Raw genomic sequence first — 13,394 nt, 5'->3', positions numbered from 1 at the left:
GCCGTTTCGGCCTGCGCAAAACCACGCTAGCGGCAGAAGCCCCCGTCGCCGCCGCGTTCGAGATGGAAGTGGTCGCGATGCGCGGCGTTGTATTCGGGGCCCAGCACGGTCTCGAACCGCTTGCAGGCGCTGCGCTGGACCACGCGCAGGAACTCCCGCTCGGCAGAGGTCCCCCCGTTCCAGTCGTCGAGCACGCTGATGCGCCGCCCGTCGGCGAGATGGAATGCGCCCACATCGATCGCTTCGGCCGTGGCATGGGCGGAGCGGCGCCCGCTGCCCGCCACGTTGCGGCAGGCGTAGCTGCCCATTGTCTCCACCCTGACGATCGGGCTGCCGAGATAGACCCGCGCCGCGCGGTCGACGCCGTAGCGGACCCAGGCGGCAAAGGCCGTGGCCGTCGGGCAGGCGACCGGGCCGAGGTTGGTGACCGTAAAGCTCCCGCCGTCGCCCCGCAGGCGCGACAGTTCGACCGTGTTGAGCAGGGAACATCCCGGCCCGGCATAGCGGTCCGGCAGGGGCGTGAACCCGGCGCCGGCCGCACCCAGCTCGGCCAGGCACTGGCGCGCCTGGGGATTGTTGGAGATCGCGTTGCCGGCGCCGCTTGCCGGGGGGCGGGGGCGCTGGGATCGTTCGCTTTCGGGCAGGATCTGGCAACCTGCCAGCGCCAGGAGGCTGAGAGCGACTGCGACCGCGCGAACCATGGCGCCCTTGTGCGATGCCCCGGGTTAATGCCGCATTGCTGCCGGCACGCCGGCGCGCATCGGGTCAGACGGCCGGTTCCGCCGCCCGCGGCGCGGTCGCCAGGCTGACGCCCCAGATCGCCAGCCACGAGGCCAGGAAACCGGGAATGATCTCGTAAATGCCTTCGCCGCCCATGAAGCTGCCGTTCCAGCCCATCGCGATCCACAGGCCGACGACGCCGGCGCCGACCACCAGGCCGGCCACTGCGCCGGCCCCGGTCATCCGCTTCCACGTCAGCGACAGGATGATCAGCGGGCCGAACGCCGCGCCGAACCCGGCCCAGGCGTTGGACACCAGGCCCAGGACTTTGCTGTCCGGGTCGGAGGCGATGTAGATCGCCGCCAGCGCGACCAGCAGCACGGCGCCGCGTCCCACGTTCACGATTTCGCGCTCGCTCGCTTCCTTGCGCAGGAACAGGCGATAGAAATCCTCCGTCAGCGAACTCGACGACACGAGGAGCTGCGAGCTGATCGTGCTCATGATCGCGGCGAGCAGGGCGGCCAGGAGGAAGCCCGTGATCAGCGGATGGAACAGCACGTTGGCCAGGACGATGAAGATCGTTTCGGGATCGTCCACCGCCAGCCCGTTGCGCACGATATAGGCCCGCCCGGCGATCCCGACGCCGATCGCGCCGATCAGGCAGACGAACATCCACCCCATGCCGATATTGCGCGCCACGGCCACGTCCTTGAGGCTGCGCACGGCCATGAACCGGACGATGATATGCGGCTGCCCGAAATAGCCCAGCCCCCAGGTGATCGCCGACAGGAAGCCGAGGAAGGTGAGGCCGTAGCCGATGTCGAGAAAGCCCGTCTGAACCTGCGTCAGCGATTCGCCGCCGCTGCCGCCCGGGCCGAACATCACCACCAGCGGCATGAGCACGAGCGCGACCACCATGATGCAGCCCTGCACGAAATCGGTCAGGCTGACGGCGAGGAACCCGCCGACCATCGTGTAGGCGAGCACGACGCCGGCGGTCAGCAGGATGCCGAACATGTAATCGCTCATCCCCGTGTCGCCGAACAGGTTGGCGAAGCTGGTGACGAACAGCTTGCCGCCGCCGACCAGGCCCGCTGCGGTATAGACCGTGAAGAACACGACGATGATGATCGCCGAGACCACGCGCAGCGCCGTCGCCTTGTCGGGGAAACGGTTGGCGAGAAATTCGGGGATCGTTAGCGCGTTGCCGTAATGCACCGTCTGCTCGCGCAGGCGCGGCGCGACCACGACCCAGTTGACCAGCGCCCCGAGGAACAGGCCGATGCCGATCCAGGCCTCGACCAGGCCGGCTGCATAGAGCGCGCCGGGAAGGCCCAGCAGGAGCCAGCCCGACATGTCCGATGCGCCGGCGCTCAGCGCCGCGACCGCCGGGTGAAGCTGGCGCCCGCCGAGCAGGTAGCCTTCCGACGTGTCGGTCGACTTGCGCCAGGCATAGAGCCCGATGCCCAGCATCAGGACGAAATAGATGGCGAGTGAAGCGAGGGTCCCTGTCTGCATGGGGCGAGGGGGTAACAAGCTACCGGCACAATTACTACCGGTTCGGCGAATTTGGTCGCGATCCGTCTCCTGCCACTCGCTGCCGGCATGTTATTACAATCTCATAAGCTATTACGAAATAATATTCGCATCATGCGTAATATTGCCCGCAATATGGGGCAGGACCGCAATTGCGGTTGTCAGCACCATGCGGCCAGGGTCACTATCGTTGCATGGCGGCCGGCACGTTCCTCCTCGTCACTTTCGTCATGGCTCTCGCATTCTGCGCGGTTCACCTGTTCGTCGGGCGGCTGCGCTTTCTCGATGCCGTTCCGCGCAGCCGGTGGCTCAGTTTCGCGGGCGGGGTCGCCGTCGGCTATGTCTTCCTGCACATCATGCCCGAGATCGGGGCCCATGCCGCGAGTTTCGAGCGGGCCACGGGCCTCGCGGCGCCGCTGGCCGAAGCGGTCGTCTACACGCTGGCCCTGGCCGGCCTGATCCTGTTCTACGGGATGGAGCGGGCGATCGTCTCGTCGCGCGACATGCGCCGGAAAACCGAAGGGACGGACCGGCCGGAACATGCCATGTTCCGCCTCCATATCGGGGCGAGCGGCCTGCTGATCTTCGTCATCGCCTACCTCCTCAACCATCGCGAAGACGACAGCCTGGCCGGTCTGGCGCTCTACTTCGTGGCGATGATGCTCCACTTCGTCACCGCCGATTACGGGGTGCGCCGGCACCATGTCGAGCTTTACGACAGCCGGGGGCGCTGGGCGCTCGTGCTTGCGACGCTGGGCGGGTGGCTGGCCGGCGTGCTCCTGGCTCTCTCGCCTCTGGCGATCGGCGGGCTTTTCGCTTTCGTCGGCGGCGCGATCGTCCTCGTCGTGCTGAAGGAGGAGCTGCCCGAAGAGCGCAAGAGCTACTTCCTGCCGTTCTTCGCCGGTGCCGCGCTATATGCCGCGCTCGCCCTGGCGGAGCTTCACCTGACGACCTGACGCCGTGCCCTGGCCGAGGCGCTCAGGCCTCGGCGCGGCGTTTCGCCTTCTTGCGCTCGTGCGGGTCGAGGATCGCCTTGCGCAGCCGGATCGATTGCGGGGTCACTTCGACCATTTCGTCGTCGTCGATATAGGCGATGGCCTGTTCCAGGCTCATCCGCCGCGGCGGGGTCAGCCGGATCGCGTCGTCCTTGCCGGTGGAGCGGAAGTTGGTCAGCTGCTTCGATTTCATCGGGTTGACTTCGAGATCGTCGGGCTTGGCGTTCTCGCCGATCACCATGCCTTCGTAGATCTTCGCGCCCCCGCCGATGAACAGCTCGCCCCGTTCCTCCAGCGCGTTCAGCGCATAGGGCACCGCCTCGCCGGCGACCATCGAGATCAGCACGCCGTTCTGACGGCCCTCGATCGGGCCCTTGTACGTGTCGTACTTCTCGAACAGGCGGTTCATGATCCCCGTGCCGCGCGTGTCGGAGAGGAACTCCCCGTGATAGCCGATCAGGCCGCGGCTCGGCGCGGAAAAGGTGATGCGGGTCTTGCCGATGCCCGAGGGGCGCATTTCGGTCAGCTCCGCCTTGCGGCGCTGCATCTTCTCGACGACCGTGCCCGAGTGCTCGTCGTCGACATCGATGACCACGGTTTCGTAGGGTTCCTGGCGCTTGCCGTCTTCCTCGCGGAACAGCACGCGCGGGCGGCTGATGCCGAGTTCGAAGCCTTCGCGGCGCATGGTTTCGATCAGCACGCCCAACTGAAGCTCGCCGCGCCCGGCGACTTCGAAGCTGTCCTTGTCGTCGCTCTCGGTCACCCGGATCGCGACATTGGTTTCCGCCTCGCGCAGCAGGCGGTCGCGGATCATGCGGCTGGTGACCTTGCTCCCCTCGCGCCCCGCCAGCGGGCTGTCGTTGACGGAAAAGCGCATCGCCAGCGTCGGCGGATCGATCGGCTGCGCGGCAATCGGCTCTTTCACCGAAGGATCGGCCAGGGTGTTGGCGACGGTTGCCTTCTCCAGCCCGGCGAGCGCCACGATGTCGCCGGCGCGCGCGCTGTCGACCGGGACCCGTTCCAGCCCGCGGAAGGCGAGCAGCTTGGTCGCGCGGCCCGTCTCGATCACGTTGCCGTCCATGTCGAGCGCATGGATCGGGTCGTTGACGTTGACGGTGCCCGACTGGACGCGGCCGGTCAGCACGCGGCCCATGAAGTTGTCGCGATCAAGCAGGGTGGCGAGGAAGGTGAACGGGCCGCTGTCGTCCAGCCCGGGGGGCGGCACGTGCTCCACGATCCGCTCGAACAGCGGTTCCAGCGTCCCCTCGCGCGCGCTCTGGTCCTCGCTCGCATAGCCGTCGCGGCCGGAGGCGTAGAGGACGGGGAAATCGAGCTGCTCGTCGCTGGCATCGAGGCTGACGAAAAGGTCGAACACTTCGTCGAGCACTTCCTGCGGGCGGCCGTCGGGACGGTCGATCTTGTTGACCACGACAATGGGCCTGAGGCCGAGCGCGAGCGCCTTGCCGGTGACGAACTTGGTCTGCGGCATGGCCCCTTCGGCCGAATCGACCAGCAGGATCACCCCGTCGACCATCGACAGGATCCGCTCCACTTCGGCGCCGAAGTCGGCGTGGCCGGGGGTGTCGACGATATTGATCCGCGTCGGCTCGCCGTCCTTGCCTTGCCATTCGACCGATGTGCACTTGGCGAGGATCGTGATCCCGCGCTCTTTTTCCAGATCGTTCGAATCCATCGCCCGTTCGTCGACCCGCTGGTTGTCGCGGAATGTGCCGGACTGGCGGAAGAGCTGGTCGACCAGAGTGGTCTTGCCATGGTCGACGTGGGCGATAATCGCCACGTTGCGGAGACGTTCGGACATCTTTCGGAGCTTTCGGTTCGGTGCTGGCGCGCGACGATGGTGCAGCGCAATAATCGCGCGCGCCCTAGACGAGCGCGGGACGCGGGGCAAGCGGTGCCGTATCGAACCGGACAGTATACGGGATGGACGGAGAGGAACCGCACCGGCAGCCGGCGCGGCGCGCTCGCCCAGTTTACTCGCTGAACTCCGATGCGATCGTGGATAGCGTTTTCTCGCCGTCTTCGATGTGACGGCGCATCAAAGCGCCGGCTTTGGCCGAATCCCCGGCCAGGATCGCATGGGTGATGCCCTGGTGGTCGATGTTCGCCTTGCGCAGCCAACGGGTATCATAGAAACTTTCGAACAGCAGGCGATTTATGGGTACCGTCAGGCGCGCGAGAACATCGCGGATGAGGCGGTTTTTCGCTCCCTTGATCACATGGTCGTGCCATTCGCCATTCAGCCTTGCAAAGCGTTCGGACGCATTGTCGTTGACGCAAGCGTCGAGTTCGCGCTGCAATTCCCGAAGCCGGGCTTTGTCCTTCGCTGTCCCGTCCGAGGCAAAATCGGCCGCACATTGACCTTCCAGTGCAACCCGCAGGCGATATATCTCGCGGATCTCGCGCATGCTGGCCTTGCGTACGGACGCGCCGCGAAATTCCTCGATTACGACGAGGCGCTCGGCTTCGAGCCGCTGGAAGGCTTCTCGCACTTTGGCCCGGCTGCCACCTGTGCTTTCGATGATATCGATTTCCACAAGTCGCTGCCCCGGGACGAATCGCCCCTTGCGGATTCGTTCGCGCAGCCAGTCGGCAATGTCCTGCCCGCTGGGTGACGACTTGGTTCTTTTTCCGAGTGGTTTTTCCATGTGATCCCTTGAATCCCTGCATGAATCCCGCAAGCAATTTTGTCAATAATATTGTCGAAGAAATCGCTTGCATTGATGCAGATTGCCGATCAAATTGTTGACAAAGAAGACGTGGGAGAGGGTGATCATGGCGATGCTTTTCCGCCTTGTCGCCGTGTTGGCGATGTTTGGGCTGGGTGTCCCGGCTGCGGCCGGGGAATATACGGATTACAGCCGGTCTTCGCTCTATGTTCCTGTTCGTGACGGAACGCGCCTGGCCGTCAACATCTACCGACCGGCGAACGGTAACGTGGTCGAGCGGCGCAAACTCCCGGTCATTTTCGTCTTCACGCCCTACCGCGCCCGCTATTTCGATAAAGACGGGTTGGTTCGGGAGATCGCGCTTTCCGATCGGCTGGCGCTTCGGTCCCTGATCCGCGCCGGCTATGTCGTGGCTGTCGCCGACATTCGCGGAAAAGGGGCGTCGTTCGGCCATCGGCGCGGGTTCCAGGACAGGACCGAGGCTCGCGATGGCTACGATCTCGTGGAATGGCTGGCGAGGCAGGATTTTTCCACTGGCGCGGTGGGTATGCTCGGTTGCTCCTATCTCGGCGGAACCACGATGCATACCGCGACTACGGCGCCTCCGTCGCTCAAGGCGGTTTTTGTCGGGGCGACCGATCTCGACAAGTACAGCTTCGTCCGTAACGGTGGAATCACCGCGCAGTTCAACACTCGCCCTGACGAACCGCTCGAAGTGGATCTGGCCAGTGTTCCCGTGGACGCGGACAGCGATGGAGCGATGCTGCGCGCTGCGGTCGCGGAGCATCGGGCGAATACGCCAATGGCGCCGCTGTGGTACTCCATGCCCTATCGCGATAGTGTTTCCGAGTTCACCGGCAATGCGTTCTGGGAAGAGGTTGCCCCGTATCGCTATCTCGACGCGATCCGTCAGGCCGGGATCGCGACCTATTTCTGGAGCAACTGGCGCGATGAACCGACCGGGCAGGCTATCCTCGGGGCTGCCAACCTCGACGGGAAGTTCCTGGCCGGGCCGGGCAATCACTGCGTGCCGCCGGCGGATTTCGACTTCACTGGCGAGGTCGTGCGCTATTTCGACCATCATCTGAAAGGGGTGGAAAACGGTATCGATCGCGAACCGCGCGCGATCTATTGGGTGGAAGGGGCCGATACCTACGAACGTTCGGACCAGTTGCCCGGCATACAGTCACGCCCGGTGCCCTTTTTCCTGGCCACTGGTGGCGGCGGGGCCGTGCAGTCCGCCAACGATGGGGCGCTTGGGCTCGCGCCTCCGAACCTGGTCGGAAGCGATGCATTTACGGTAGACTACGACCTGCCTTCGGCCGAGTACTTTGCGTTCTGGCCTCGACCGATGGATGCGCATGGCTTGTCGTACACGACCGCGCCGCTGGACCGCGACATCAAACTGGTGGGCTTCCCCGTGGCGAGGTTGACGGTCAGGACCAGCCACCCGGACGCCGACCTCTGGGTTTATCTCGACCGCATCGATGCCGAAGGCGAGGCGGAAGTGGTCTCGTTCGGGCGGCTGAAGATTTCGCATCGCAAGCTGTCGCAGGCGCCGTTCGAAAACCTGGGGCTGCCGTACCATTCCGGTCTCGAAGCGGATATCCAGCCACCCGATGCCGATGAATGGGTGCCCGTTTCCATCTCGTTGACGCCGCTGTCGCGCGTTGTTTCCGCGGGGACCCGCTTGCGATTCACAGTCACCGGCGCGGACCCCCGCCAGCGCAACCTGGATGACGTGAAGATCGACCCCCCGCCGGTGATTGCCGTGCGGCGCGGCGGCCTGGACGCATCGCGGCTGGAACTGCCGCTGGCGAGATAGCCGGCGGAAAAACAAGAGGCGCGCAGACGCCTGAACTGATCGGGAGAGAATTGATGCAGAAGGATTTCCGCAAGGATGTGATGGCGCTGCTTCTGGGCGGAGCCTCGCTGGCGGCCTTGTTCCCAGGCACGGCCGTGGCCCAGGATAGCGAGCCTGCGGCAAACGAAAGCGTGGGGCAGGACATCGTCGTTACCGGCAGCCGTGTTCGCGGGGAGGCCCCTGTGGGCGCAACCGTTATTGCCGTGGGCAGGGCCGAGATCGAAAACTCCCCCGCTCTCACCGTCGACCGCATAATCAAGGAGTTGCCGCAGAACTTCGATCTTGGCGTTTCGGAAAACTCCCGTGCCCAGGCCGGCGGTTCCGGCAATATCGTGTTTGGCAACAGCGTGAACCTGCGCGGGATCGGGCCCTACGCGACCCTGGTAGTCGTCGATGGGCATCGGGTGGTGAACAACTCCCGCTCTACCGACCCTTCCATCATACCGACCCTGGGGGTCGAACGTGTCGAAGTCGTCGCAGACGGTGCCTCCGCGATCTACGGCTCCGATGCCGTAGCCGGCGTGGTCAACATCATTCCGCGGCGCAATCTCGATGGCGGCGAAGCTTTCGCTCGCTATGGCGTATCGGACAGTGGCGATTTTACCGAATATGCCCTTGGCGCCGCCATCGGGAAGGTCTGGGACGGCGGCCAGGTCATGGTGGCCTACGAACATGTCGATCGTTCCAACCTTTCCGGCCTTGATCGCGATTTCTTCACCTCCAACCAGACCCCGTTCGGCGGGCGCGATTATCGCGTGACCCGGTGCGCCCCGGGGACCCTGAAAGCCGACGGCACGACTTATGCGATGCCCGACCAGCTCGATCAGGTCGGTGCCGCCAGCCTTGTCGCCGGTACGCGCAACTTGTGCGATTCCAATGCAGGGCAGGACCTGGTTCCCGCGCAGAGCTATAACACTGTGAACGCGACGGCGACTTTTCATCTTGCCCCATGGCTCGAAGTTTTCGCCGATGGCTTCTATTCGAAACGCAAGTTCGTACGACGCAGCAGTTACAGCAGCGCCTCGATCACCGTGCCCGAAACCAATGCCTTTTTCGTCCGCCCTCCCGGTTTCACCGGCTCCAGCTACGTCATCGATTATTCGTTCGAGAACGATCTTCCTTCCAACGATTCATTTGGGTCGGCCGAATCCTGGCAGATCACCCCGGGGATTCGGCTCAATCTGGGGCCCTGGCGCGTGGAAGGGCTTGTCGGCGTCGGGAAGACCAGGGACATCTCGAATTCGCTCAATGGCTTGGACAATCGCGATCTTGCAACAGCACTCGCCAACAGCGATCCGGCCACTGCATTCGATCCGTATGGATATGGGCGAACGAACCAAGCCGTGCTCGATGCCATTTCCGACCAGATCTTTATCGCTCCGACCAATGGCGATCTGACAGCATACGAGGCGCGTGCCGACGGCCCCCTGTTCGCGCTGCCTGGCGGGGAGGTCAAGCTCGCAGCAGGGCTTGAACGGCAGGAGTTCGAAGTCGCCCTTGGCTTGGCACGCGGCGCCCCGGGCACGGAAGTGCAGTTCCGCGAGTTCGGGCGCAGGGTCAATTCCGCCTACGGCGAACTGTTCGTGCCGATCTTCGGGCCGGGCAACGGGCGGCCGGGCCTCGAGCGGCTGGAGCTGAATGCAGCTGTTCGCTATGACGATTACAGCGATGTCGGCAGTACGACGAACCCCAAGTTCGGGATAAACTGGGAGCCGGTTCGCGGCCTGAAGCTTCGTGGCAGCTACGGCACGTCTTTCCGCGCGCCCACGATTCCGGAAATTTACGGAAACTCCAATGCGCTGTTCGGACAGAACTATCAAAACCCGGACGGCGGGGCGCCCATTGTCGGTTTCGCGCTTTCGGGCCCGAACCTGGATCTCAAGCCGGAAACGGCCGAAACCTGGTCGATCGGTGCCGATTTCGATATGATCGACCGGCTGCGGCTGTCGCTGACTTATTTTAGTGTCGACTACAAGAACCAGGTCACGGCGAACCTTTCCAACCTGTCGATCCTGACCCGGCAGCAAGACTACGCGGGAACGGGCGTGATTCTGACTGGAGTGGATGCGCAGTCTCGTGTGGCCGACCTGCTCGCGCAAGGCATTCCCAATCTTGCCATCCCCATCCCCGGCGGCGATCCGGCGAACGTGCAGCTTTTCATCGACGGTCGTTCGCAGAATCTAGGCCGCTCGATCACGCGGGGAATGGATTTTGCCGCGCTGTATTCGATCGATCTTTCCTCGGCCGATACGCTGTCTCTCAACCTGTCGGGCACCTATCTTTTCGATTACCAAGAGGCTGTTACCGCCAGCGCGGAGCCGGTCGACCAGCTGAACAACATCTTCCTGCCGCTGAAGTTCAAGGCGCGCGGGTCGCTGACCTGGGAACGGGGGCCGTTTACCGCCCGGTTCGCGGCGACACATGTCGGCGGTTACACCAACAACGCAGTGACCCCGTTCGAGGATGTCGATTCGTATACCCCGATCGATCTGTCCCTGACCTGGAAGGCCGGCGATCCCTACGCGGCGGGCTTCTTGGAAAAAGGGCTCAGCTTCACGGTGGAAGTCCGCAATCTTTTCGATATCGATCCGCCTTATGTGAATCTAGCGCCGGGAGGCAACGGAAGCGGCGGTTATGACGCGACGGCCGCCAATCCGATCGGACGTGTGATCGCGGTCGGCGTGCGAAAATCGTTCTGATCGGGCCAGGGTCGCACCAACACAATGTCGAATATCTTGACCATCGCCCTGACCGGGGATCTCGTGCTTGACGAGCCGGAGCCCGGGCACTGGCTGTCGGGCATCGCTCCGGCCCTCCATGCCGCCGACATCGGGATGGGGCATCTGGAGGTGCCTCATACGCAATGCTCTGCGGAGTTGCAGGGCGATGTTCCGGCCCCTGGCGCGCCGCCGGAACATCTCGATGCTCTGGCCCGATCGGGATTCGACATGGTCAGTCTGGCCGGCAACCACATCGCCGATTGCGGTGCCGAAGGGATTGCCGAGACGATCGCGAGGCTCGACAACCTCGGCATCGCCCACGCCGGGGCAGGTGCGAACCTTGCGATGGCCCGTGCGCCGGCTATAGTCGAACGACGCGGCCTGCGCGTAGCGCTTCTCAGCTATAACTGCGTCGGACCGGAAGCGGCCTGGGCTGCGAGAGGCCGGGCGGGTTGCGCCTATTTGCGTATCGAAACCGACGATGGCGCACCCGTCAGCCCGGCACGCAAGCTCGGCTCGATGGCAGCCGATGTCCCCGCGATTCTGGAAAGCGACATCGGCGCAGCGCGGCGCCAGGCGGATTTCGTGATCGTCGCCTTGCACAAGGGAATCGTCCACACTCCCGCCCTGCTTGCCCCATACGAGATCCCCGTAGCACGTGCCGCGATTGACGCCGGTGCGGATGCGGTCGCAGGCCATCATGCCCACATCGTGCGCGGGATCGAACTCTATCGCGGCCGACCGATTTTCCACGGTCTCGGCAACGGCTGTGTTGTCACGCGCGCGCTCAGCCCGGATCAGGACCACCCTGCCCGCCGCGAATGGGCAGAGCGGCGCAAGGCGATGTTCGGGTTCGAGCCGGACCCGGCCTACGAACTCGCGCCCTTCCACCCGGAAGCGGTAAACGCCTTCATCGGGCATCTTGCCGTGACGGTCGACGGCACCGTGGTTCCATCGGTAATCCCCGTGCACGTCGAAGCGCCCGGTCGGCCGGTTCTGGCAGCTGGCGAAAGGAAGAGCGAAATCGCCCGCTATATCGAACGAATAACCGTCCAGGGCGGGTTGCCGCCAATTGCTATCTTGCCCGACGGACGGATCGAGGCTGCATGAAGTCCTTCCTTGTCTGGACCGGCGGGATCGGGCTGCTGTTCGTGGCTGCGATCGATACCCTGGCGATGATCGGACGCCATGCGGGCTTTCGTCTGCTGGGATCGATCGAGTTGATTCAGCCCGCCGTGCTGGTGGCGGGGGCGATCGCGATCGTCTTTGGCACGCTGGTCGATGCTCACGCCCGGGTCCGCCTGGTTTACGATCGCCTGAATTCCGCCTGGCGATGGATGGCGGACTTCTGTTCGGAACTGGCGATGCTGGCCATGCTGTCGATCATCCTGGTCGGTTCGGTCTGGCTGATGCTCGATCTCTGGCCTTCGTCTGAAATCAGCGAGATCGTGGGGGTGCCCTGGCGATGGATGCGGCTGGCCGCGAATCTCGCGCTGGGTGCGACGATTGCAATCACCGCGCTGCGACTGTTCCGGTGGGGGAAAACTTCGTGATAGCCACGCCCGAAACAGGCCTGATCGGCGTTGCGATTCTGCTCTTGCTGCTGCTCGCCGGACTCAGGATCGGCGTGGCTCTGGGTTTGGTCGGTGTCGGCGGCCTGCTCCTGCTCCTCGGCCCCGAGGCTGCCGCGATCAAAAGCGGGGTGGTCTTCATCGACACCCTCACGAAGTACGAGCTTGGAACGCTGCCGCTCTTCATTCTCATGGCACAGCTGTTCTTTGCGGCCGATGCCAGCCGCGATCTGTTCGATGCCGCGGCGAAGATGATCGGCCACCGGCGTGGCGGACTGGCCTACGCTTCGGTTGCAGGTTGTGCCGGCTTTGGCGCGATCAACGGATCCAGCCTGGCCACTACCGCCACTGTCGGGCTGGTCGCGCTGCCGGAAATGAAGAAGCGCGGCTATTCTCCTGCGCTCGCGACGGGCACGGTGGCCGCTGGCGGAACGCTGGGGCAGATGATCCCGCCATCAGGTGCACTGATCGTCTTCGGTATCATCGCCGAGCAGTCGATCGGCACCCTGTTCACCGCCGCGATCGTCCCTGGCATCACCCAGGCGTTGTTTTATTGCGCGGTGATCGCCGTCATCACCTGGCTGCGCCCGTCCATCGCCCCGCCGTCTCAGCGGGCCACTTGGCGGCAACGCGGGATCGCCCTTGCGCGCATCTGGGACATGCTCGCCCTTGTAGGGTTTGCAATCGGCGGGATCGCTCTCGGCTGGATATCGCCCCCGGAAGCAGGTTCGATCGGCGTCGCCGGCGCGCTTGCCATCGCTGCCATCCGGGGGCGTTTGAACATGGCCATGCTCAAAGAAGCTTTCGCCGGAACGCTGCAGACCAGCGGGCTGATCCTGCTGGTGATTATCGGCGCGCTGATCTTCTCCGTATTCGTGGGCATCACGGGTCTGGCCGAGGCCGCCGGAATGTGGGTGGAAAGCCTGGCGTTGTCGCCATTGATGACCATTCTGCTGGTTGCCGTGATCCTGCTGGTTCTCGGCTCGGTGCTCGACGGTCTGGCACTGATGCTGCTCACCACGCCGATCCTCCTGCCGATCGTTTCGGCCGCCGGTATGTCGCCCATCTGGTTCGGAATTTTTCTGACGCGAGCGATGGAGATCGGCTTCATTCATCCTCCCCTTGGCATGAATCTATATGTTATTCAGGGTGTTGCGAAGGATATTTCGATAAATCGTATTTTCAAGGGTGTGGTGCCTTTCCTTTCCGCCGACCTGTTTCACCTGGTCTTGCTGATGCTGTTTCCGGCGATGGTGATGTGGTTGCCGCAAGTTCTGGGACAGTAGCGATATGATTGGAAC

10 protein-coding genes are annotated in these 13,394 nt (G+C 63.9%); 6 read left to right on the top strand and 4 right to left on the bottom strand.

Annotation, left to right across the window (positions count from 1 at the left end):
• Positions 1 to 26: 26 nt before the first annotated feature.
• Positions 27 to 701 (bottom strand): extensin family protein, encoded by a 675-nt coding sequence (locus V5F89_RS01015; RefSeq protein ID WP_338446408.1) that lies wholly within the window; start codon positions 699 to 701, stop codon positions 27 to 29.
• Between the two features lie 64 nt (positions 702 to 765).
• Entirely contained in the window at positions 766 to 2,238 is a 1,473-nt protein-coding gene (putP, locus tag V5F89_RS01010) for a sodium/proline symporter PutP (RefSeq protein ID WP_338446407.1), read from the bottom strand.
• Between the two features lie 212 nt (positions 2,239 to 2,450).
• On the opposite strand from putP, the gene V5F89_RS01005 reads away from it, so the two are divergent.
• Positions 2,451 to 3,212 (top strand): hypothetical protein, encoded by a 762-nt coding sequence (locus V5F89_RS01005; protein ID WP_338446406.1) that lies wholly within the window; start codon positions 2,451 to 2,453, stop codon positions 3,210 to 3,212.
• Between the two features lie 22 nt (positions 3,213 to 3,234).
• Here the strand turns inward: V5F89_RS01005 and typA are convergent, their stop codons facing one another.
• A complete protein-coding gene (gene typA / locus V5F89_RS01000) occupies positions 3,235 to 5,070 on the bottom strand; it encodes a translational GTPase TypA (RefSeq protein WP_338446405.1) in 1,836 nt (611 codons plus the stop codon).
• Positions 5,071 to 5,242: 172 nt separating this feature from the next.
• Positions 5,243 to 5,917 carry a GntR family transcriptional regulator gene (locus V5F89_RS00995; RefSeq protein WP_338446404.1) on the bottom strand — a complete coding sequence of 225 codons (675 nt, stop codon included), beginning with the start codon at positions 5,915 to 5,917 and terminating at the stop codon, positions 5,243 to 5,245.
• A gap of 127 nt (positions 5,918 to 6,044) precedes the next feature.
• On the opposite strand from V5F89_RS00995, the gene V5F89_RS00990 reads away from it, so the two are divergent.
• From V5F89_RS00990 to V5F89_RS00970, 5 genes are read left to right on the top strand one after another with little or no spacing between them, the layout of a single operon-like run.
• The gene (locus V5F89_RS00990; RefSeq protein WP_338446403.1) at positions 6,045 to 7,763 is read left to right on the top strand and encodes a CocE/NonD family hydrolase; all 1,719 of its coding nucleotides are present in this window, start codon (positions 6,045 to 6,047) and stop codon (positions 7,761 to 7,763) included.
• Positions 7,764 to 7,816: 53 nt separating this feature from the next.
• Complete coding sequence (locus V5F89_RS00985) at positions 7,817 to 10,501, top strand: TonB-dependent receptor plug domain-containing protein (protein WP_338446402.1); 2,685 nt, start codon at positions 7,817 to 7,819, stop codon at positions 10,499 to 10,501.
• A 24-nt stretch (positions 10,502 to 10,525) separates the two neighbouring features.
• Positions 10,526 to 11,632: a CapA family protein gene (locus V5F89_RS00980; protein ID WP_338446401.1), complete on the top strand. Its 1,107-nt coding sequence runs from the start codon at positions 10,526 to 10,528 to the stop codon at positions 11,630 to 11,632.
• Positions 11,629 to 12,075 (top strand): TRAP transporter small permease subunit, encoded by a 447-nt coding sequence (locus tag V5F89_RS00975; RefSeq protein ID WP_338446400.1) that lies wholly within the window; start codon positions 11,629 to 11,631, stop codon positions 12,073 to 12,075. The genes V5F89_RS00980 and V5F89_RS00975 overlap by 4 nt, the downstream gene beginning before the upstream one ends.
• On the top strand, positions 12,072 to 13,379 hold the full coding sequence (locus V5F89_RS00970) for a TRAP transporter large permease (protein ID WP_338446399.1): 1,308 nt from the start codon (positions 12,072 to 12,074) through the stop codon (positions 13,377 to 13,379). Before V5F89_RS00975 ends, V5F89_RS00970 begins: the two co-directional genes overlap by 4 nt.
• Positions 13,380 to 13,394: the final 15 nt, after the last annotated feature.

Origin of the sequence: Pelagerythrobacter marensis, assembly GCF_036700095.1 — a bacterium.
Classification (GTDB): Bacteria; Pseudomonadota; Alphaproteobacteria; order Sphingomonadales; family Sphingomonadaceae; genus Pelagerythrobacter; species Pelagerythrobacter marensis_A.
Note: the sequence above shows the minus strand (reverse complement) of the source record. Positions and strands in the feature narration are given on the sequence as shown.

What these genes read in the sequence shown, in the direction of transcription:
- V5F89_RS01015 (WP_338446408.1), bottom strand. Translation starts at nt 701, where the DNA reads ATGGTTCGCGCGGTCGCAGTCGCTCTCAGCCTCCTGGCGCTGGCAGGT.
- putP (WP_338446407.1), bottom strand. Translation starts at nt 2,238, where the DNA reads ATGCAGACAGGGACCCTCGCTTCACTCGCCATCTATTTCGTCCTGATG.
- V5F89_RS01005 (WP_338446406.1), top strand. Translation starts at nt 2,451, where the DNA reads ATGGCGGCCGGCACGTTCCTCCTCGTCACTTTCGTCATGGCTCTCGCA.
- typA (WP_338446405.1), bottom strand. Translation starts at nt 5,070, where the DNA reads ATGTCCGAACGTCTCCGCAACGTGGCGATTATCGCCCACGTCGACCAT.
- V5F89_RS00995 (WP_338446404.1), bottom strand. Translation starts at nt 5,917, where the DNA reads ATGGAAAAACCACTCGGAAAAAGAACCAAGTCGTCACCCAGCGGGCAG.
- V5F89_RS00990 (WP_338446403.1), top strand. Translation starts at nt 6,045, where the DNA reads ATGGCGATGCTTTTCCGCCTTGTCGCCGTGTTGGCGATGTTTGGGCTG.
- V5F89_RS00985 (WP_338446402.1), top strand. Translation starts at nt 7,817, where the DNA reads ATGCAGAAGGATTTCCGCAAGGATGTGATGGCGCTGCTTCTGGGCGGA.
- V5F89_RS00980 (WP_338446401.1), top strand. Translation starts at nt 10,526, where the DNA reads ATGTCGAATATCTTGACCATCGCCCTGACCGGGGATCTCGTGCTTGAC.
- V5F89_RS00975 (WP_338446400.1), top strand. Translation starts at nt 11,629, where the DNA reads ATGAAGTCCTTCCTTGTCTGGACCGGCGGGATCGGGCTGCTGTTCGTG.